The 18,551-nt window shown below is 46.8% G+C and carries 14 protein-coding genes and 1 pseudogene; 12 read left to right on the top strand and 3 right to left on the bottom strand.

Translation table 11 applies throughout. The features are described from left to right. The first annotated feature begins 1 nt into the window (after position 1). From gpAD87_RS20375 to gpAD87_RS20350, 6 genes are all read left to right on the top strand, one after another. Complete coding sequence (locus tag gpAD87_RS20375) at positions 2 to 910, top strand: carbohydrate ABC transporter permease (RefSeq protein ID WP_063564587.1); 909 nt, start codon at positions 2 to 4, stop codon at positions 908 to 910. Between the two features lie 41 nt (positions 911 to 951). Beyond that, on the top strand, positions 952 to 2,547 hold the full coding sequence (locus tag gpAD87_RS20370; RefSeq protein ID WP_064640230.1) for an extracellular solute-binding protein: 1,596 nt from the start codon (positions 952 to 954) through the stop codon (positions 2,545 to 2,547). 33 nt (positions 2,548 to 2,580) lie between these two features. After that, on the top strand, positions 2,581 to 3,867 hold the full coding sequence (locus gpAD87_RS20365; RefSeq protein WP_064640228.1) for an alpha-L-fucosidase: 1,287 nt from the start codon (positions 2,581 to 2,583) through the stop codon (positions 3,865 to 3,867). A 63-nt stretch (positions 3,868 to 3,930) separates the two neighbouring features. Continuing rightward, the gene (locus gpAD87_RS20360) at positions 3,931 to 4,953 is read left to right on the top strand and encodes a carbohydrate-binding family 9-like protein (RefSeq protein WP_064640227.1); all 1,023 of its coding nucleotides are present in this window, start codon (positions 3,931 to 3,933) and stop codon (positions 4,951 to 4,953) included. Between the two features lie 7 nt (positions 4,954 to 4,960). Beyond that, complete coding sequence (locus tag gpAD87_RS20355) at positions 4,961 to 7,594, top strand: transglutaminase domain-containing protein (protein WP_064640225.1); 2,634 nt, start codon at positions 4,961 to 4,963, stop codon at positions 7,592 to 7,594. A gap of 5 nt (positions 7,595 to 7,599) precedes the next feature. Then, positions 7,600 to 8,646, top strand: coding sequence for a glycoside hydrolase family 18 protein (locus gpAD87_RS20350; RefSeq protein ID WP_064640223.1), 1,047 nt, complete (start codon positions 7,600 to 7,602; stop codon positions 8,644 to 8,646). Positions 8,647 to 8,758: 112 nt separating this feature from the next. Here the strand turns inward: gpAD87_RS20350 and gpAD87_RS20345 are convergent, their stop codons facing one another. Then, positions 8,759 to 11,059, bottom strand: coding sequence for a helix-turn-helix domain-containing protein (locus gpAD87_RS20345; RefSeq protein WP_064640221.1), 2,301 nt, complete (start codon positions 11,057 to 11,059; stop codon positions 8,759 to 8,761). A 390-nt stretch (positions 11,060 to 11,449) separates the two neighbouring features. On the opposite strand from gpAD87_RS20345, the pseudogene gpAD87_RS31545 reads away from it, so the two are divergent. Together gpAD87_RS31545 and gpAD87_RS20335 are read left to right on the top strand one after the other, a co-directional pair. Next, positions 11,450 to 11,554: pseudogene (locus gpAD87_RS31545) on the top strand (helix-turn-helix domain-containing protein); the annotation flags it as partial. A gap of 42 nt (positions 11,555 to 11,596) precedes the next feature. Continuing rightward, positions 11,597 to 11,956, top strand: coding sequence for a winged helix-turn-helix transcriptional regulator (locus gpAD87_RS20335; protein ID WP_063564580.1), 360 nt, complete (start codon positions 11,597 to 11,599; stop codon positions 11,954 to 11,956). A gap of 87 nt (positions 11,957 to 12,043) precedes the next feature. On the opposite strand, the gene gpAD87_RS20330 is transcribed toward gpAD87_RS20335, so the two are convergent. Both gpAD87_RS20330 and gpAD87_RS20325 read right to left on the bottom strand, forming a co-directional pair. Then, a complete protein-coding gene (locus gpAD87_RS20330) occupies positions 12,044 to 12,571 on the bottom strand; it encodes an NAD(P)H-dependent oxidoreductase (protein WP_064640217.1) in 528 nt (175 codons plus the stop codon). A 222-nt stretch (positions 12,572 to 12,793) separates the two neighbouring features. Beyond that, positions 12,794 to 13,711 carry an ArsR/SmtB family transcription factor gene (locus gpAD87_RS20325; protein ID WP_064640215.1) on the bottom strand — a complete coding sequence of 306 codons (918 nt, stop codon included), beginning with the start codon at positions 13,709 to 13,711 and terminating at the stop codon, positions 12,794 to 12,796. Positions 13,712 to 14,062: 351 nt separating this feature from the next. Between gpAD87_RS20325 and gpAD87_RS20320 the strand changes: the two genes are divergently transcribed. From gpAD87_RS20320 to gpAD87_RS20305, 4 genes are all read left to right on the top strand, one after another. After that, positions 14,063 to 15,022 carry a glycoside hydrolase family 43 protein gene (locus gpAD87_RS20320; RefSeq protein WP_157258543.1) on the top strand — a complete coding sequence of 320 codons (960 nt, stop codon included), beginning with the start codon at positions 14,063 to 14,065 and terminating at the stop codon, positions 15,020 to 15,022. Positions 15,023 to 15,154: 132 nt separating this feature from the next. Further along, positions 15,155 to 16,495, top strand: coding sequence for an ABC transporter substrate-binding protein (locus tag gpAD87_RS20315; protein ID WP_063564577.1), 1,341 nt, complete (start codon positions 15,155 to 15,157; stop codon positions 16,493 to 16,495). A 250-nt stretch (positions 16,496 to 16,745) separates the two neighbouring features. Then, complete coding sequence (locus gpAD87_RS20310; RefSeq protein ID WP_062324023.1) at positions 16,746 to 17,636, top strand: carbohydrate ABC transporter permease; 891 nt, start codon at positions 16,746 to 16,748, stop codon at positions 17,634 to 17,636. Between the two features lie 26 nt (positions 17,637 to 17,662). After that, the gene (locus gpAD87_RS20305; RefSeq protein ID WP_063564576.1) at positions 17,663 to 18,505 is read left to right on the top strand and encodes a carbohydrate ABC transporter permease; all 843 of its coding nucleotides are present in this window, start codon (positions 17,663 to 17,665) and stop codon (positions 18,503 to 18,505) included. The last annotated feature ends 46 nt before the right edge of the window (positions 18,506 to 18,551 follow it).

Here is an 18,551-nt window from a genome sequence, read left to right as displayed (position 1 = left end):
CATGTCAACCGCGGTTAAGGAAAGCAGAAGCGATAAAGTGTTCTTATGGTGCAACTACATCTATCTGACGATAGCGCTCGTCATTGTGCTTTACCCGCTGTTATACATCATTAGCGCCTCAATCAGCGATCCCAAATTTGTAAGCTCCGGTGAGATGTGGCTGCTACCCAAAGGAATTACGTTTGAAGGGTATGCCCGTGTGTTTGAGAATACCAACATCTGGATTGGGTACAAAAATACGATCATCTATACCGTCGTAGGTACACTCGTCAACCTGATGGTCACTCTTCCGGCAGCCTACGCGCTCAGCCGCTCTGATTTTGTGGGACGCGGATTCTTCATGGCGATGTTTATGGTAACGATGTTTTTCAGCGGAGGGCTTGTCCCGAGCTACCTGCTGATTAAGGATCTTGGTATGGTGAACAGCATGTGGGCGCTTATTCTGCCAGGAGCTGCATCTATCTGGAATATTATCGTATGCCGTACGTTTTTCCAATCGACCATTCCCAAGGAGCTGCAGGAGGCGGCCCATATCGACGGGTGTACCAACACCCGGTTGTTCATCCGAATTGTGCTTCCGCTCTCCATGCCGATCATTGCCGTGATGGCGCTCTTCTACGGAGTCGGACACTGGAACAGCTATTTCAGTGCCATGATCTATTTAAATGATTCCTCGAAGTATCCGCTGCAGCTCTTTCTTCGCCAAATCCTGGTACTTCAGGAGATGGCAGCACAGGGCGGTGGAGCTATCGATACCTCTTCAGCAACGGCGATGAATTCCAAAGCGGAAATTGCTGCGTTGGTCAAATATGCCGTCATTATTGTTTCAACCTTACCTGTGATTGCGATTTATCCATTCCTTCAGCGTTACTTTGTACAGGGTGTTATGATCGGTTCCGTCAAGGGATGATCTTAAACCATAATCCACACTAAAAAAGGGGAGTTGTCGTCATGAAAAAGCTTCGCAAGGCTTCATCCATTGTACTCTGCCTTACCCTATCAGCAGCATTGCTTGCAGCTTGTGGTTCCAATGAAGATGGAGGTTCTGCGACTTCAAATGTCGAAGGGGTCAAAAAAGAAGGATTCCCAATTGTGGACAAACCACTTACGTTAAAGGTCATGTCCCAGGATGCGGGCGTTGCCGACTGGAACACGATGCCAGTCCTGCAAGAGATGGAGAAATTGTCAGGCATCAAGCTGGAGTACCAGCTTTCGCCGATCGACAGCTTTGAAACAAAGAAGAACCTGGTATTCGCAAGCGGCGATTTACCGGATATGTTCTATGCTGCGGATCTCAAGCCAGCTGAGCAGGTTACTTATGGAACTCAAGGCATTCTGATCCCACTGGAAAAATACATTGATGAGGGCTACGCCCCCAATATTAAGAAGATTCTCGACGAAAACCCGGATGTTCGCAAATCATTTACAACGCCTGACGGACATATGTATGCACTGCCATTTATCGATACGGCTGCCGTATGGTACAGAGGCCCAATGTGGTATAACGGGGAATTCCTAAAAGCACTTAATGTAGAGGAACCTAAGACTACGGAAGAATTATATACGTACCTGAAACGTGTTAAGGAAGAAGACCCTAACGGCAACGGACAACAAGATGAAATTCCGCTTACTTCTGTAAAACTGGATGATCTTCGTATGTACTTCTTCGGATTCTGGGGAATGTACAACGAAGGAATCTATGCGGATAAGGACGGAAAAGTTCACTATCCTTACCAAGAAGAAGGCTACAAAGGTTATCTGACGTTCATGAACCGCTTGTGGAAAGAAGATTTGCTGGATCATGAGACCTTCTCCCAAACCGGCGATCAGAAAAAAGCAAAAGGCGAAAGCAACAAGCTTGCGCTGTTCAATGACTACCATCCATACTTCACACTCGGCGGCGAGCCTAGCACAAAACATCCGCTGATGACACCCGTGAAGAGTGAGATCGCAGACTCACCTGTATACGGTAAACACCCAGGCATATCGGCACGTGGTACCTTTGCTATTACTAGCAGCAACCCGTCCCCTGAGGCAACTATGCGTTGGATCGATTATATGTACAGCTATGATGGGGCTACCCTGTTCAATCAAGGTCCTGAAGGTCTGCTGTGGAAATTCAAAGACAAGGAAAATCTTGTAAAAGAGTGGCTGCCTGTTCCTGGCGGCGGGGATCGTGAGGAATATCGCGGTAAAATCACGCCGAACTATGGCATTTTGACACCGGGTATTAATGATCCGGATATAGCGAAAGGTCTTCGCACCGAATTTGATGAATGGCTTGACCAGCAGAATCAAGAGAAGTTGGTACCTATCGGAAAATCACCGTTCCCTAACGTTTATTTAACAAATGAAGAGCAAAGCGAAGCGACCGCTTTATTATCTGATCTGGATACGTACGTCAAGCAGATGGAAGCGAAGTTCGTAACAGGCCAAGAGCCGCTTGAGAACTGGGATAAGTATATTGCGCAGATCAAAAAAATGGGCAGCGACCGTATCGTTGAACTGTATCAAGGAGCCTACGATCGCTGGAACACAGGCCAATAAGAACAAGGACTCCAGAAAGAGGTGTGAACAAGGATGCAGAAATGGTTTGAAGAGGCCAAGCTGGGAATATTCATCCACTATGGCATCTATGCTGTGGACGGGGTTTCGGAATCGTGGTCCTTCTATAATGGAAGGATCTCCTACGAAGAGTACATGAAGCAGCTGGACGGCTTTACGGCATCGAAGTTTAATGCGGAGAAGTGGGCGGACTTGATTGAGAAATCCGGAGCCCGATACGCCGTGCTGACAACGAAGCATCATGATGGTGTTGCTCTGTGGGATACGCAGTATAGTGACCTCAATGTCGTTAAACAGACACCAGCGAATCGGGATCTCGTGAGGGAATATGCGGAAGCAATTCGGGAGAAAGGCATACATCTTGGGATGTACTTTTCGCTGATTGATTGGTCGCACCCGGATTATCCTAGCGTGTTTGAAGGTGGAAAGGTACCAGAGGATCTCAGCAATGTCAATCGGCATTCAAGTCCTGTAGATGGTGTTCAGGATCAGGAGAAATGGAAGAAATTCCTTGAGTTCAATAACCACCAGCTGCAAGAGATCATGACGAATTACGGAAAGGTGGATCTGCTGTGGTTCGATGGGGACTGGGAGCGGAGCGCCGAGCAGTGGAATCTGCCGGAGTTCAAGCATTACCTGCAATCTTTTAACCCGGATGTCATCATCAACTCCCGCCTTCAAGGTTATGGAGACTATAAAACGCCAGAGCAAGGCATTCCGATTACAAGACCAGAGGGACCATGGGAGTTCTGCACCACGATCAACACATCATGGGGCTATGTGCCAACAGACCATAAATACAAATCGTTAAATCAGATCATTCGGATGTTCTGTGATTGTATTTCGATGGGTGGCAATATGCTGCTGGATATCGGTCCACGCGAGGATGGCACTATCGATGAGAGGCAGGAGGATATCCTGCTTGGGCTGGGAGCGTGGATCCGAACCCATGAAGAGGCCGTCTTCGGAACGGGCGAAGGTATTATGCCTCGATATTATCTGGGGGGAAGCACCGTATCCGAGGACAGAAAGACATTGTACCTGTTTGTTTATGACGATCCAAAAGAGAATGTATGCATCAAGGGATTATGCAATAAGATCAAGAAGATTACTGTGCTGCATTCGGGCAAAGAACTTAACCATGAGATTCATGGGGGCGTGCCTTGGTTCAATATCCCGGGGACAACGTGGATCAAAATGACTCCGGAGGATACACATGAGCAGGTGACGGTTCTTAAGCTCGAATTCGACGAGGAACTGGAAATGTACGGCGGTTCAGGGGCCGTTGTTACTCATAACTAACATTACGGGAGGGCATGCACCTATAGATGCATGCCTTCCCTCATGAAGCGGAGAGAGAGCGATATGAACCAAAGTGGAGTACCTGAGCCGAAGATTGAGTATGCTCCCAAACATTATATATGCAAGCGTGCGCAGGAACCGCTGATGCTGGACGGCTGCGTAGATAAGGCGTTCTGGGGTGCGGCCGATTGGACGGAGGATTTCGTTGATATCGAAGGGGATCTTCGTCCGAAACCCGGAAAACAGACTCGGGTAAAAATGCTGTGGGATGACGACTATTTCTACTTTGCTGCCGAACTTATTGAAGATCAGATATGGGCTACGTTGACCGAGCGGGATTCTGTTATTTTCTATGACAATGATTTTGAGATTTTTATCGATCCCGACGGGGATACCCATCAATATTATGAGTTCGAGATCAATGCGCTGAATACAGTATGGGACCTGTTATTGGTGAAGCCATATCGGGATGGTGGACCTCCGGTCAACGGTTGGGATATCAGCGGTCTTAAGACAGCCGTACATATCGATGGGGAGCTGAACACACCTGGCGCCGATAACCGAAAATGGAGCGTCGAGGTCGCGATTCCCTGGACCAGCCTAAAGGAATGTGCCGAAGGTAACCGTCCGCCAGCACCGGGTGAGTTCTGGCGTGTCAACTTCTCACGGGTGGAATGGCAGACTGAGGTGCAGGATGGTGAGTACCGCAAAGTGCTGAATCCGGATACAGGCAAACCTTATCCGGAGGACAACTGGGTCTGGTCGCCCATGGGTATTATCAACATGCATTATCCGGAGCTATGGGGATATGTCGTATTTTCGGATGACGGAACGGATCAGCCCTTTGAGCTGCCAGAAGATGAACGAATTAAATGGGAGCTTCGCAGACTCTATTACCGTGAACGCAATTATTATGAAGCCCATGGTGAATTTACACAAGATGTGAAGTTACTTATGGGTGAGGAATCATTGATTTGCCAGCCTGTAATTGAAACGACCCGTAGCCTATTCCAGATTAGTACGCCTTCCTCGGATGGCACTACCTTAATCTGTATTCGGGAAGACGGAAAGCTGTGGAAGGAGTGAGCTAGCGATGACCAGCCAAACCTTGGTGTTCTCAATGGATGCACAGTCCTTGGAGCGGATCGAGCAGAAGTTCCAGGAGAAGTTAAACTTTGCAGATACCCGTAAAGATAAGCTGTTTCATGTGTTTCAGCAGCCATTAACTGAAGAAGAGGCATGGGCTTTGAAATATGTGTATGCCTACATGCCAGTGAACGACCTGGCTGATTATGATGGGGAACTGTTCCTCAGTCATGTGCGTCGGGCACTGGACATTCGCAAGCGTGTGCCTTGGGGGGAGCGCGTACCAGATCATCTATTTCTGCATTTTGTGCTTCCCTATCGAATTAATACAGAGAATATTGAAGATTTCCGTGGGATTATCTTTGACGAGTTGGCCGACCGGACAGCGAAGTTATCCATGGCGGATGCCATTCTGGAGACCAATTACTGGTGTCATGAAAAAGCGACTTATATTGGCAGTGATCTGCGAACGATATCGCCACTGACGATGATTCGAAATGCCCGCGGCCGCTGTGGAGAAGAATCCACGCTGGCGGTAGCCGCTCTTCGTAGCATCGGCATACCTGCCCGTCAGGTCTACACACCACGCTGGGCTCACTGTGACAGCAATCATGCTTGGGTAGAAGCCTGGGCGGACGGCCAATGGTATTACATTGGGGCATGCGAGCCGGAAGCTGGATTGAATCAAGGGTGGTTCAGTCCACCAGCCCGCAGGGCCATGCTGATTAATACGAGAATATTTGCCGACTATCCGGGACCGGAGGATATAACACTCTCCGAAAAGGGATATACGGAGATCAATTTACTGGAGAACTATGCGCCAGCGCATACCATCTGCGTGAAGGTGATAAATGAGCAGGGTGCGCCCGTGCCTGAAGCGAGTGTCCGCTTTGAGGTATACAATAGTGCTGAATTTTATCCGATCGCCGAAATCAAGACGGATGCACAAGGAGAAGCCTCCTTTAAGACAGGTCATGGCGACCTGTTGATTCGTGCGGTTAGTGGTGACAAGTGGGGGGAAATTCTATTCAAAGCTCAGGACAGCGATCATGTTGAGCTCGTGTTGGACTCTTTAGAGCAGCCATCAGGGATCTTGGATTTTGATATGGTTCCTCCTCCGGAAGGGGAGGGAGAAGTAGTGGCTTCGTTACCGGAAGAGAAGATCCGGGATCACAACCGCCGCCTGGAGGATGGTACGAAGATTCGGAGTGGATATGAAGAAACATTCCTGAGTGAGGAAGATGCATTTGCATTGGCTCGTTTGGCAGGACTGCCTCCGGAGCGGGTATGGGATATTTTACAGAAGGCACGGGGCAACAGCCGCGAAATCGCAGCTTTCCTAGAGGAATGTTCCGGCGAATTTGGTGAGTGGCCACTACAGTTGCTGGAGTCGATGAACGAAAAAGACTTGATCGACACTTTTCGGCCGACACTGGACGATCATCTTATAGGTTCACTTTCGCAGCGTGGACAATGGGTAGAAGAGACGTTTGTGCAGTACATCCTGTGCCCAAGAGTCTCCTATGAAATGATGGTGCCTTATCGATCCGTATTCCAGAATGCTTATTCCGAGGAAGAAACAGCGGCGTTCAGGGAAGATCCTTCGAAGCTTGCATGCAAGCTGGAACAGAGCTATTCGTATTATGAGGATCTTCCTAACCTGAAAGGTAAGGGAAATCCTGTAGGTACTTACAGCCTGATGAAGGGAGATCCACAGTCGCTCGATATTCTGTTTGTCGCGGTGTGCCGCAGTTTGGGCATTCCGGCCCGATTGCATCCGAGCGAGCAGAAACCGCAGTATCTTAGTGACAAAGGTTGGGAGGATGCAGTGTTCAGTCTAACTTCTTCTCGAAATCAGGAGAGCTCAAGCTGGGGAATGCTGCAACTTCTCAAGGATTCAGAGGCTCGGGAGGATGCGCCGTCAGCATCCTATGCGGAGAATTTCTCGTTGGCCCGTCTGGAGGATGGCGTGTACAAAACGCTGATTTATCCATATGGCCATACCGATATCTATAGTGATCCATTTGAGGTTGAACCGGGAGCTTATCGCTTAACGACCGGTATCCGTCTGAAAGATGGAACGGTAAGAGTCCGCTTCATCTACTGCAACGTTCGCGCTGGAGACACCACGGAGGTAGTACTGACTTATCGCGAGACAGTGGTAGACATCCCTGTGCTGGGCAAACTGGCAACCGGCAATGAGCTGACTCGTCTGGATGGTTCAGAGGTGGTACTGAAGGATCTTTTGGGATCAGAGGGGGCCATTGCTGCGTGGATTGAACCAGAACGGGAACCGACCAAACATCTGATTCGTGAGCTGTGTGAGCTGGCTGAGCCGTTGGATAAGCTGGGCGTGCCAATCGTGCTGGTGATCGGAGATACAGAATGGAACGCCTCCTTTGACTCTGGGGCTTATCCGAAGCTGCCGATACGTACGATTTTTGTGCGGGATTCCAGCTATGCATCCTTGTCTGGTTTCATTTCGAAACCTGCCGCTCACGAAGCGGGCTATCCGCATCTGTTCGTGCTGGATAATCAGGATCAAATCCGATACTCGGCCTCCGGGTACAAGATTGGTACAGGCAAGGAATCTCTGCAGATTGCTGCTGCGATATCTCAATCATTGAATGGATCGGAGTGAAGAGGATGACGAAATATATTGCTGCTGGTTATGTCGTCGATTCTGTTCTTCCCGACATGACGGATGAGGATCTGTTGAAGTTGACCCATCTGAATGTAGCCTTTGGACATGTCAAGAATGATGAAATCACCACCGAGCATTTAAAAAACGGAGAGGTTATCCGTAATATTAAGCGGAAGCATCCGAATCTAACGGTGCTGCTGTCCGTAGGCGGATGGAGCGCTGGCGGTTTCTCTGAAGCCGCCTCTACCCAGGCGGGGAGGGACAGCATGGCTGCATCAGCGGTTAGAGTGCTGGAGGAATACCCTTTTGACGGGATCGATCTGGACTGGGAGTATCCTTGTTACGGTGAAGCAGGTATCGCATCCAGTCCTGATGACAAACGGAATTTCACCTTACTTCTCAAGGCGATCCGGGAAACGCTGGATGCCAAGGGCTCCGAGGATGGCCGTCATTATCTGCTCACCATTGCGGCAGGGGCAGATCAATACTACGTAGACGGTACAGAGATGGCTGAGGTGCAGCAGTACCTGGACTTTGTGCAGCTGATGACCTATGATATGCGCGGCGGTTTTCAGGTTCTGACCGGACATCATACGAATCTGTATACGCCAACCGGAGATCTGTTCCGAATTAGTACAAATGCTTCCGTGAACCTGTTCATCCGTGCCGGCGTTCCGAAGGAGAAGATCGTTATCGGCGCTGCGTTCTACTCCCGGATCTGGACTGAGGTTCCTGACCGAAACCGCGGCCTTCACCAAATGGCCGGTAGCACAGGCGGCTACGGTCCGGCATTTGCCGAACTGGAAGCGAAGTACATCAACAAGAATGGTTATATCCGTTATTGGGATGAGGAAGCCTGTGCACCGTTTCTGTTTAATGGGTCGAGCCTAATATCTTATGATGATGAAGAATCGATTCAGTGCAAATGCGATTACGTGAAGGATCAGGGCCTGGCCGGTATTATGTTCTGGGAATACGGCTGTGATTCGACCCATCGTCTGCTGGGTGCAATACATCAAGGGCTTCAAGATGTTCCGGTAGGGAAATAGAAGAAGAGAGTCGGTTGCAAGGATCGGCTTGCCTATATGAGCCAAAAACATACAAAACCTCCCCGAACCAAAAGGTTCGGGGAGGTTTTTATTTATTTTACGAATCCATCCATTATCCAAGACATTCTTCGTCGTCATCTTCCGGGGAATCGGCGGAGTCGTTGGGACGGTGCATTTTGCGGTACTGTCCAGGTGTGTAACCTGTCTCTTTCTTGAATTTACGGATGAAGTTCGGTGTGTCCAGATAACCGACGCGAGTGATGATATCTTTTAACGGGTCAGTCGTATGCAGCAGCAGTCGGATAACCTCATCCATCCGTTTCTGCCAGATATATTGGGTAAAGTTCATGCCGATCTTCTCTTTGAAGGAACGGCTGAAATACGATGAAGAGATCGTGAATTTCGATGAAATCGTACCCAGGCTAAGATCATAATCGGAGTAATTGGCATCAATATAAGCAACGATTTCATCCATCAGGGAGCTTTCTTCCGTCTCGCTCTTCGCCTCGACATGAGCACAGATCTCGGCGGCAAGTCCTGTCAATTTTTTCTCCAAATCCTCTAACGAGTCGTAGGAAGTGATCCTTGGAAGTTGATTAACCACGTGATGAATGCCAAGTTCCGAGGCCGTTTTGAGCATCGTATTCAGAATATCGAAGCAGATGCAGCGCAGCAATGGTACAGACGGCATTTCGGATTTCAGGGTATTCAACGCAGTTGATACCATCTGAACTGCCACATCGTAACTGCCCTGTTTTAAGCTTTGAACCAGCTTCAGCAGCACATCCTTAGGTACCCAGAAGGAAGAATCCTGTGCACCGGAACCGGAAAGGGCGTTAAAAAAGGTAGTGCTGCCCTGTCCGTGCAGCATGGATGCTTCCAGCGCGGTTGATGCCTCGATGTAGGATTGGTTCAGCTGCAATGGAGAACTATAGCTGTTACCGATCCCGATCGCGGGAGCGAGTCCGACGTGTTCTGCCACCATCAATTGTAGTGATTCAACAATAGACTCCATACGAGCATTCAAGCTGGATTCATGCCCGACCTCGGCATCAAATCCGACGATGAGGGCCACTTGGTCTGGCTGTGGAAGCTCCACGCCGTAAGCATAAGCAGACAACTCCGGCAGTTCCATATCGTTGATCAGCTGCATAACAGTACGCTGTTCGGGATAATCTCCGCGGGGAAGATCGTGCATTTCCAATCCCAAGGTCATAACAAAATAATGGGATCGGTTAAAGCGTATGCCGAGATTATCCGTAAACTCAGAAGGGAGCTCTCCGGTATGACCATGCTTCAGTAACATAAGCAGAATATGATTACGAGCGTAGGGCTCCTGAAGGTCCACGCGCTGGCTGTAATCATGCAGCGTTTTCTTGATCCATTCCAACTCGTTGCTGGTTGTGGAAGGTTCAGGATTATTTTTTAAACGAATGAACTCCATCAAGTCTGAAATCGGATGGTATTGTCTTCGGGCCAACAAAATGGCGAGGAAGGTGCCCATCACCACCATGAAGGAGAAAACAAGAACAACAAAGGTACGAATATGGACAATTCGGCTAAAAAATTGATTGCTTGGCATAGCGGTTACATAAGTCCAGCCCGCGTCTGATTTGACGGATACAACCGAATGTGGTTCTTGATTTAAGGAGAGGCTGTGTGTTCCCGGCTCAAGTTCAAACAGAGCTTTGACTTCCTGTTCGGTAATCGTTTCTCCCTTATAATTGGCGGCCAGCACCTGCCCATAATTATCGAAAATATAAGTCATCCCGTGGTAGTCGCTGAGAATGGAATCAATCAATCCCGTCAGATTGGACTCGTGAATCAGGTACATGACAGTCCCGTGGGCGGGCGTATTGTTAGGTGCAATCGGTACAAGGTAGGCCAGCATGGAATTGGGTACTTTGGTTCCTTGAACGACTTGTTCGGCTGGTCGTATCGTGGGAAATTGAACGTTATTCAAATCCCGGATCATATCCGTTTTGTTCCATGTATTAAATTTGTAGCGGCCCGTGAATACATCCAGGTTCTCAGAGCCCTGAGACGAGTAGATGCTATCATCTCCGCGGAAGAACAGAAATAGCTCATCTATAATGGAACTGGTGGCTTTGTATTTGACCAAGGCAGCAATTGATTCCCGACTATAGTAGGGATGGTGTGTCCAATAACGGGTTAGTTGCTCATCATAGGCGATACGAAATGCGATATCCTGTAATTCCTTCATGCGGTCATCAATGACCGTTTTCGCTTGGGTCAACTGATTGACATTAGTCTGTTCGATCTCTGAACGGAGCGTGTCCACAGCATTGTGATAAATAATAATAGTTAATATAACAAGAGGTATAAGGAAAATGGAGATATAGGATAGTGTGTACTTAAGCAGAAGCTTGGACTTGAAGTGATTCCATTTCATATCTGCAACCTCCCGTTTTTCTTTAGAGCTGCAGCGATAGCGCTCTCATAAAGACAGTGAAGTATTACCATGATGCCGAGCCGCTGGGTGTTCCTACTAAAAATATTAGGAGAACTTCTCCAATAAATCAATGAATCTTTTCTAAGTTTCAGAGCAAACAGGAAGAAAGTCACATGAAAGAAGAGGAACTCGGTGAGAATAACAGGTGTAAAACTATGGAAGGGCTTTTTTTTTGAGAGGTTCATTTGCTTCAGTACATGAGGAATTATATCGATCCAAGGATCAGCAAACCTTGATTTTTCGGCCATGGAGTAGCATGATATAGACATTCATCCCAACATGAACCATGGAGGGCGAATTGTTGAGCAACGCCTATTTGAATTAGTTTAAAGCCAATTTTCTAATGAATGCGGGTTTAACGATAGCAATTATTTTACCCGGCAGTTCACAAAGGCGTATGGCATGTCTCCCAAAACGTACAGGCAATCTCTATAATAATCCGCTGTGGTGTGATGAACGAAAGAAGGAGGGGTGAGTGTGAGAGAAACCTGTGTTCCAACTGGCGTGGCGCTAAAAGATACCGGCTTTGGATATACGCTGTCCCTGGTAAACGGTAAATATAAAATGGTTATTCTGTATTGGCTGTCTGAAAACAAGGTGATGCGACATAATGAATTGAAGCGAAGCATTGGTACCATTTCCCACAAAACATTGAGCGTCATGCTTAAGGAGCTGGAGGAACATGATCTGATTCTACGCAAAGAATATCCCCAAATTCCACCCAAAGTTGAATATTCATTGTCGGAACGAGGACAATCAATAATGCCACTGTTAGATATGATGTGTGATTGGGGAGAAGCCAATATGGTGTCTGCCCCGGGGTTAATGCAAGGCTAATGATCAGGTTGTGAGATTAAAAAATCAAAAAAAGCAGTATCTTCCTGAATCGGAGATACTGCTTTTTTGATCTGCTTGGAGTGAGTATTATAGGTTATCCATGAAACGTAAATAGTTTTGTGCGCTTTGTTCCAATTCATTTGCCGCAGGCTCGTGTTCTGCCCCATAGAAGGCAAAGAATGGTCGATAATCCGCATCGCAGTAAAGGAAGGTCGTCTCAAAAGGAGATAACAGTTGTCCAAGGGTATAGCGATATTTGCCCTCTTCCGTGTAATCCGCCTCTTTGATTCCGGCAGATACGGCCAAGGCGACTTTGCGTTGCTGTAATTTGTCGCCCTTGGAGCCGTAAGCCCAGCCATAAGTAAAAACTTCATCCAGCCATTGTTTAAGAAGAGGTGGGCTGCTGAACCAATAGAACGGAAATTGCAAAACAAGATGGTCATGACTTTCAATGAGCTGCTGTTCTTGCTGCACATCAATACGTCCATCAGGGTAAACTTTATATAGTTCATGTATCGTATATTTTTCCGGATATTGTTGGAGTTTCTCTATCCACCGTTTGTTGATGACCGACGTTTCCATGTTGGGATGTGCTACGATGACAAGTGTTTTCAAAATGAATTCTTCCTCCCTAAGCTATAATGTTTCTTGAGTATAAAGGGAGTGTTGCCGAGATGTAAGTACGCACTTTTAGTACATGTACTTACCTCAAGGTAAGCACCCTTCCTGAAGAACATCTTGGCGAGATTGGGTGAAAGAAATGAATATAGCCGTCAGTTTCTCAACTGACGGCTGTTTTAATGCTTTGTTTTATGATGACAATGTCTATTCGTTGATCTATTCCTCTTGCACATTATAGAGTACACGCGCAAGCAGGTTCTGGCCGTAATTGCCGAAATTTTTACCAAAGATCGTCAATCCCCGTTTGTTCACTGGTCCGTCCGTTACAGCGATTCGAAAGTGGATATCGCTTTTGTAATCCAGGCCAATCTGGTCCAGAGTAACATCGGAGATGCGGCATCCATCAATATAGCTGCCCTCTTGGGTGATGCGGATCAGCTTCAGCATCCCGTATTGATTCAGATGCGGTGGCCACCAGTCTGGATTGAACGTACCTCGGGTATTGCCAAAATCTCCTGGACTCGTCCAACAGCCAATCTCGATGCTGTTGACGTAGAAATAAATATCCGATGGGTAGTTATCGCAAAAACCTGGTGCTTCTGAACCCAATTCCATGGACAACTGGATTTCGCTGAACGTCTGGTTAGGCTTAAGGTAGTTGGGAATGCGATATTCCAGATAACCTTCGGCCAGCCAAATCATCTCCGCATCAATACGGAGCGGATCAGCAAAGTAACGCGGATCATCGAATTCACCGACGATGCTGTCTCGGGTAGCGAGACCACATGTAGGAGCTGCCTGATAATCGCTATAATGACCTACCTGAATTTCAACCTCGTATCGGTTAAAAATCTCCTGTGAACGCAGGTCTACCATTAGTTTTTCCTCATTGAGATAACAAATCTTCTGGATCCCATGTTTGCCAACCGCAGTATTGATCTCAATCAGGCCGCTTTCTTCCAATTTCTTAATATGCATTGTAATGGCGCCATTGCTGAGCCCCAGTTTGGTTGCGAGATCATTGAGGTTAAGACTCTGGTTCTTGGCAAGCAACTCAATAATCTGGATTCGGATTTCCGAACTGAGTGCCTTGAAAATATTAACGCCAGACATCAGATCTTTAATATAAATCATAGGTGGTTTTCCTTTCCACGTTCTGAACAAAGCCCTTCTGATCCAGGCTTATGCACATTTATATGGTTTGTTTTAGATAATTATAAATGATTACCGGATGGAAGGGAAGGGCGAGAAAAGAAAGCCGAATCCCTTGTATACATAGCATAAATGAGCGTATTATTCATAAAATGTTGAATATTTACTTTAAAAAATAACTTAAATCATTTCATATATATTTGAAATATACCATTGAAATGTAATGTAACCGCTTTTATAATCCTAGTATACCTAAATTGATTTAATACTTCATGAACCAAATTAACTATTTGATCAGGAGAGGTGGAATTCGAATTGGAAAAGTTCAAAGGAATGACAGGGTTCAGGAAGAAACGTTGGGCATTACCTGCACTGCTTGTACTTGTTTTGCTATTGGTGGGCCAGTCCAGGGCATTCGCGGCATTTTGGAATCTGACCGGAGATATTGCCGTCCACGATCCATCCATCATCAAAGAAGGCAGCTCATGGTATACCTTTTCAACCGGTGCGGGCATTCAGGTACTGAAATCGGATAACGGGTCCTCATGGTACCGCGTTCCGCAGATTTTTCTGAGCAAGCCATCCTGGTGGGCCTCTGCCGTTCCGGGACAGAGTGGTCTGGATGTATGGGCACCTGACGTTGAGCAGTATAACGGAAAAGTGTGGCTTTATTACTCTATCTCTACCTTTGGCTCCAACAGATCGGCGATCGGGCTTGCGTCTGCAACCAGCATTGGAGCAGGCCAGTGGAAGGATGAGGGGTTAGTGCTTCAAACCACAACCGCCAACGATTATAACGCTATTGATCCGAATCTGGTCATCGATGCTTCAGGCAACCCGTGGCTCGCTTTCGGTTCTTTCTGGAGCGGTCTGAAGATTGTAAAGCTCGACAAAACCACGATGAAACCGACCGGAAGCATCTCCTCCATTGCGGCGCGTCCGAATAATGGCGGGGCCATCGAAGCACCAAGTATTGTATACCGTAACGGTTATTATTACTTGTTTGCCTCGATTGATTCCTGCTGCCAGGGCGTGAATAGCACGTACAAAATGGTCTATGGACGTTCAACGAGTATTACAGGTCCGTATGTGGACAAAAACGGTGTGAACATGTTGAATGGCGGCGGAACCATATTGGATTCGGGGAATGCCAAGTGGAAAGGACCGGGCGGTCAGGATGTGTATAACGGTAATGTGATTGCGCGCCACGCCTACGATGCTGACGATAACGGCAATCCGAAATTGCTAATCAACGACTTGCTGTGGGATTCCAGCGGATGGCCAACGTACTGATTTGTTTTAAATAAATATAAAATGTTTTAATAAAGTATTGACTAAAGTGATCTGGATTTGATAAATTTAACAACAGAAATCTTATTTCACCTAATTGAATACGGTTACAAATCCAGATCAGGAGGGGTTCAGATGGTAAAGAAAAAGAGTTTAGTCACACTTATGCTTCTAATGCTGGTAAGTGCACTTGTGTTTGCAGGTTGCGGAGGAAGCAGCGGATCAAGCGGGGACAAGGAATTGACATTTATGTTCCGGGGCGGCACGGATGAACAGAAGGCATATCAAGCCGTTGTTAAGAAATTTGAAGAAGAGCATCCGGGTGTCAAAGTCAAAATTATCGTAACAGCTGCGGATCAATATGCAACCAAATTGAGAGCTGCCATTACAGGCAACAGCTTGCCGGACGTGTTCTATTTTAACCCTGGCGATATAAAAGCCTATGTGAACAGCAATGTGTTGATGAATCTGACACCTTACGTTGAAAATAATGCTGATGTAGATCTGAATAACATCTGGAAATATGGTTTGGACTTGTATCGCTATGATGGCAAAATGGCAGGTCAGGGCGATATCTACGGAATGCCGAAAGATCTGGGTCCGTTTGCACTCGGTTATAACAAGACATTATTTGAAAAAGAGGGCATCCCATTCCCTGATAAGGACAAGCCTTACACATGGGAAGAATTCATCAAGGTCAACCAACAAGCGACCAAGGATACGAATGGAGACGGTAAACCGGACGTATTTGGTACAGGCTTCAACGTACAATGGGCGCTGCAGTCCTTCGTATGGAGCAATGGTGCAGACTGGTTGGATGATAGCAAAACAAAGGTAACCATTGATGATCCGAAATTCGCGGAAGCACTGCAGTTCTTTGCGGACATGCAAAATAAATACAAAATCACGCCTTCTATTGAGGAAGCGCAAACATTGGATACGTACCAACGCTGGATGAAAGGAGAAATGGCTTTCTTCCCAGTAGGTCCATGGGATATGAGTACATTCGAGAAACTGCCTTTCGAATATGATTTGCTGCCTTTCCCTGCGGGCTCTACGGGTAAATCCGCAACGTGGATCGGTTCACTGGGTATCGGAGTATCGGCCAAAACGAAACATCCAGAAGAAGCCGCAGAGTTGGTGAATTACCTCACAGCTTCCAAAGAAGGCATGCAGCAGTTGGTTGATGCCAAAGTGCAAATTCCGAATCTTCTCGACATGGCTGACGAATGGGCCAAAGATACTTCAACGAAACCAGCCAATAAACAGGAATTCATTGATATCGTAGAAGATTATGGCCGTTCTCTTCCAGGGAACTACACGTACAATGCGGAATGGTATGACCTGTTCTTCACTGACATTCAGCCGGTATTGGATGGCAAAATTACAGCCGCAGACTATGTGAAACAGCAGCAGCCGAAAATGCAAAAGCTGTTAGACAAAGCAGTAGAACAAGAGAAGAAATCTCAGAAATAAGTATTTTATAAAATGCTGAAAAAATTTGGCTGGAAAGATTGAAACATAGGTTCTAGAGAGAATCAGCCTACGCCAAATGGATAGAGTAGTAGATTCCGTTTTCAAAAAAAGCCGGTGCCAGCAGCCTGCTATTACGCTGCTGGCATCATTTTGGATTCCATACGGGCATGTTGCATGAATTGATCAAGCAAGCAGGCAGGCATACATCGATTCATGCAACATGCTGATATTAGAAACAGGGGTGAGCGCAGTGATTACAAAATCTAGTTTGTATCGCAAAGAGAGGCTGTACGGATATTTGTTTATTTTGCCTCCGGTTCTTGGTTTGCTGATCTTTGTTCTGTTCCCTTTCCTTTATTCCTTGTACGGTTCGTTTACGGATTGGGATGGCTTGGGACAGATGAACTTTATCGGTTTAGCCAATTTTAAGGATTTGCTCACGGATGATTTGTTTTACAAAGCGATGTTCAACACCTTTTATCTGATGCTGGGTATCCCGATTGGTTTGTTGCTCGCATTGCTGCTGGCGATGGGTCTGAATCGTAAAATCCCCGGCACAACGACGTTCCGTGTAATCTATTATATTCCGGTCATTTCTTCCCTCGCAGCGGTGTCCATCATGTGGAACTGGGCGTACAACGGGGATTACGGATTAGTGAACCAATTCCTTGATCTATTCGGTATTGAAGGCCCTAACTGGCTCGCAAACAAAGACACAGTTAAACCGGCCCTGATTATTATGACGGTGTGGAAAGGTCTAGGTTATACGATGTTATTGTATCTGGCTGCACTGCAAAGTGTATCACGTACATATTACGAAGCGGCTGAGTTGGATGGAGCAAACGGGTTCCAGATCTTCCGCAACATCACCTGGCCAATGGTGAAGCCGGTTACCTTTTTCCTCGTTGTTACGAATATCATTGGTGGTTCCCAAATCTTCACTGAAATGAACATTATGACCCCGACGGGTGGTCCTGAATATTCTTCCGCATCCATTGTCTTCTACATCTGGCAGAAAGCATTCAGTAACCTGCAAATGGGTTATGCCTCTGCGATGGCCATGATTCTTGGTATTTTCATTTTTGTCATTACCTTGGTGCAATTCAAAATGAACGAAAAATCAGCCTATGATGGGGATTAATGGTCTAGGAAAGGAGTGAACCGGAGATGTCTTACAGTCAAAAGAGGAAATTAACAAACTCTATCATTTTTATCGTTTTGGCGCTTGGTGCTATTGCGATGATTGCACCACTGATCTGGATGTTGTCCACTTCCGTGAAGGAGAAGCAGGATGTGTTCGCGCTTCCGCCCGTGTGGATACCTGAAGTGTTCCAATTCGGAAAGTATAAGGAAATTTGGGAAGCAGGTCCGTTACTCAGCGGGGTCAAAAACAGCTTGATCGTGGCGGTCAGTGTTACCGTTGTCGGGACGTTTACGTCAAGTATCGCTGCCTTTGCTTTTGCCAAATTGAGATTTCCGCATAAAAACAAACTGTTTCTAGCTTTGCTCGCATCGATGATGATTCCGTATCCGACAGTCATGATTCCGCAATTCATCATGTTCTCGAAGCTGGGCTGGGTGGACACACTGCTGCCGCTTATTGTTCCAGGATTATTTGGTAACGTCGTCATGATCTTCTTCCTTCGTCAATACCTGCTTAGTGTGCCTGATGCCATTATTGAAGCAGCGAAAATTGATGGCAGCTCCTATTTCCGACTGTACTCGAGCATTACGTTTCCGCTCATTAAACCAGCGATTGCAGCTCAACTGATTCTCTGGTTCATGGGCATCTGGAACGATTATCTAGCACCAATTATTTATCTGAATTCACCTGAAAAACAGACCTTGCAGCTCGTTATAGCAAACTTCAATGCCACGTATGCGATCCAGACGGATTACCCGCTGATTATGGCAGCGTCCATTGTTGCGCTGTTGCCGGTATTGATCATCTTCCTGATCTTCCAGAAACAGATTATTGAATCGGTAGCAATCTCTGGAGTGAAAGGATGAATCTGCGGAGAACATTCCGCGGGTGGACGAATTCAGGAAAAGGAGT

The sequence above is a fragment of the Paenibacillus sp. AD87 genome (genome assembly GCF_001659845.1).
In the GTDB taxonomy this organism is placed as follows: Bacteria; Bacillota; Bacilli; order Paenibacillales; family Paenibacillaceae; genus Paenibacillus; species Paenibacillus marchantiae.
This window is presented reverse-complemented; position numbering and strand designations above follow the sequence as displayed.

What these genes read in the sequence shown, in the direction of transcription:
- gpAD87_RS20375 (WP_063564587.1), top strand. Translation starts at nt 2, where the DNA reads ATGTCAACCGCGGTTAAGGAAAGCAGAAGCGATAAAGTGTTCTTATGG.
- gpAD87_RS20370 (WP_064640230.1), top strand. Translation starts at nt 952, where the DNA reads ATGAAAAAGCTTCGCAAGGCTTCATCCATTGTACTCTGCCTTACCCTA.
- gpAD87_RS20365 (WP_064640228.1), top strand. Translation starts at nt 2,581, where the DNA reads ATGCAGAAATGGTTTGAAGAGGCCAAGCTGGGAATATTCATCCACTAT.
- gpAD87_RS20360 (WP_064640227.1), top strand. Translation starts at nt 3,931, where the DNA reads ATGAACCAAAGTGGAGTACCTGAGCCGAAGATTGAGTATGCTCCCAAA.
- gpAD87_RS20355 (WP_064640225.1), top strand. Translation starts at nt 4,961, where the DNA reads ATGACCAGCCAAACCTTGGTGTTCTCAATGGATGCACAGTCCTTGGAG.
- gpAD87_RS20350 (WP_064640223.1), top strand. Translation starts at nt 7,600, where the DNA reads ATGACGAAATATATTGCTGCTGGTTATGTCGTCGATTCTGTTCTTCCC.
- gpAD87_RS20345 (WP_064640221.1), bottom strand. Translation starts at nt 11,059, where the DNA reads ATGAAATGGAATCACTTCAAGTCCAAGCTTCTGCTTAAGTACACACTA.
- gpAD87_RS20325 (WP_064640215.1), bottom strand. Translation starts at nt 13,711, where the DNA reads ATGATTTATATTAAAGATCTGATGTCTGGCGTTAATATTTTCAAGGCA.
- gpAD87_RS20320 (WP_157258543.1), top strand. Translation starts at nt 14,063, where the DNA reads ATGACAGGGTTCAGGAAGAAACGTTGGGCATTACCTGCACTGCTTGTA.
- gpAD87_RS20315 (WP_063564577.1), top strand. Translation starts at nt 15,155, where the DNA reads ATGGTAAAGAAAAAGAGTTTAGTCACACTTATGCTTCTAATGCTGGTA.
- gpAD87_RS20305 (WP_063564576.1), top strand. Translation starts at nt 17,663, where the DNA reads ATGTCTTACAGTCAAAAGAGGAAATTAACAAACTCTATCATTTTTATC.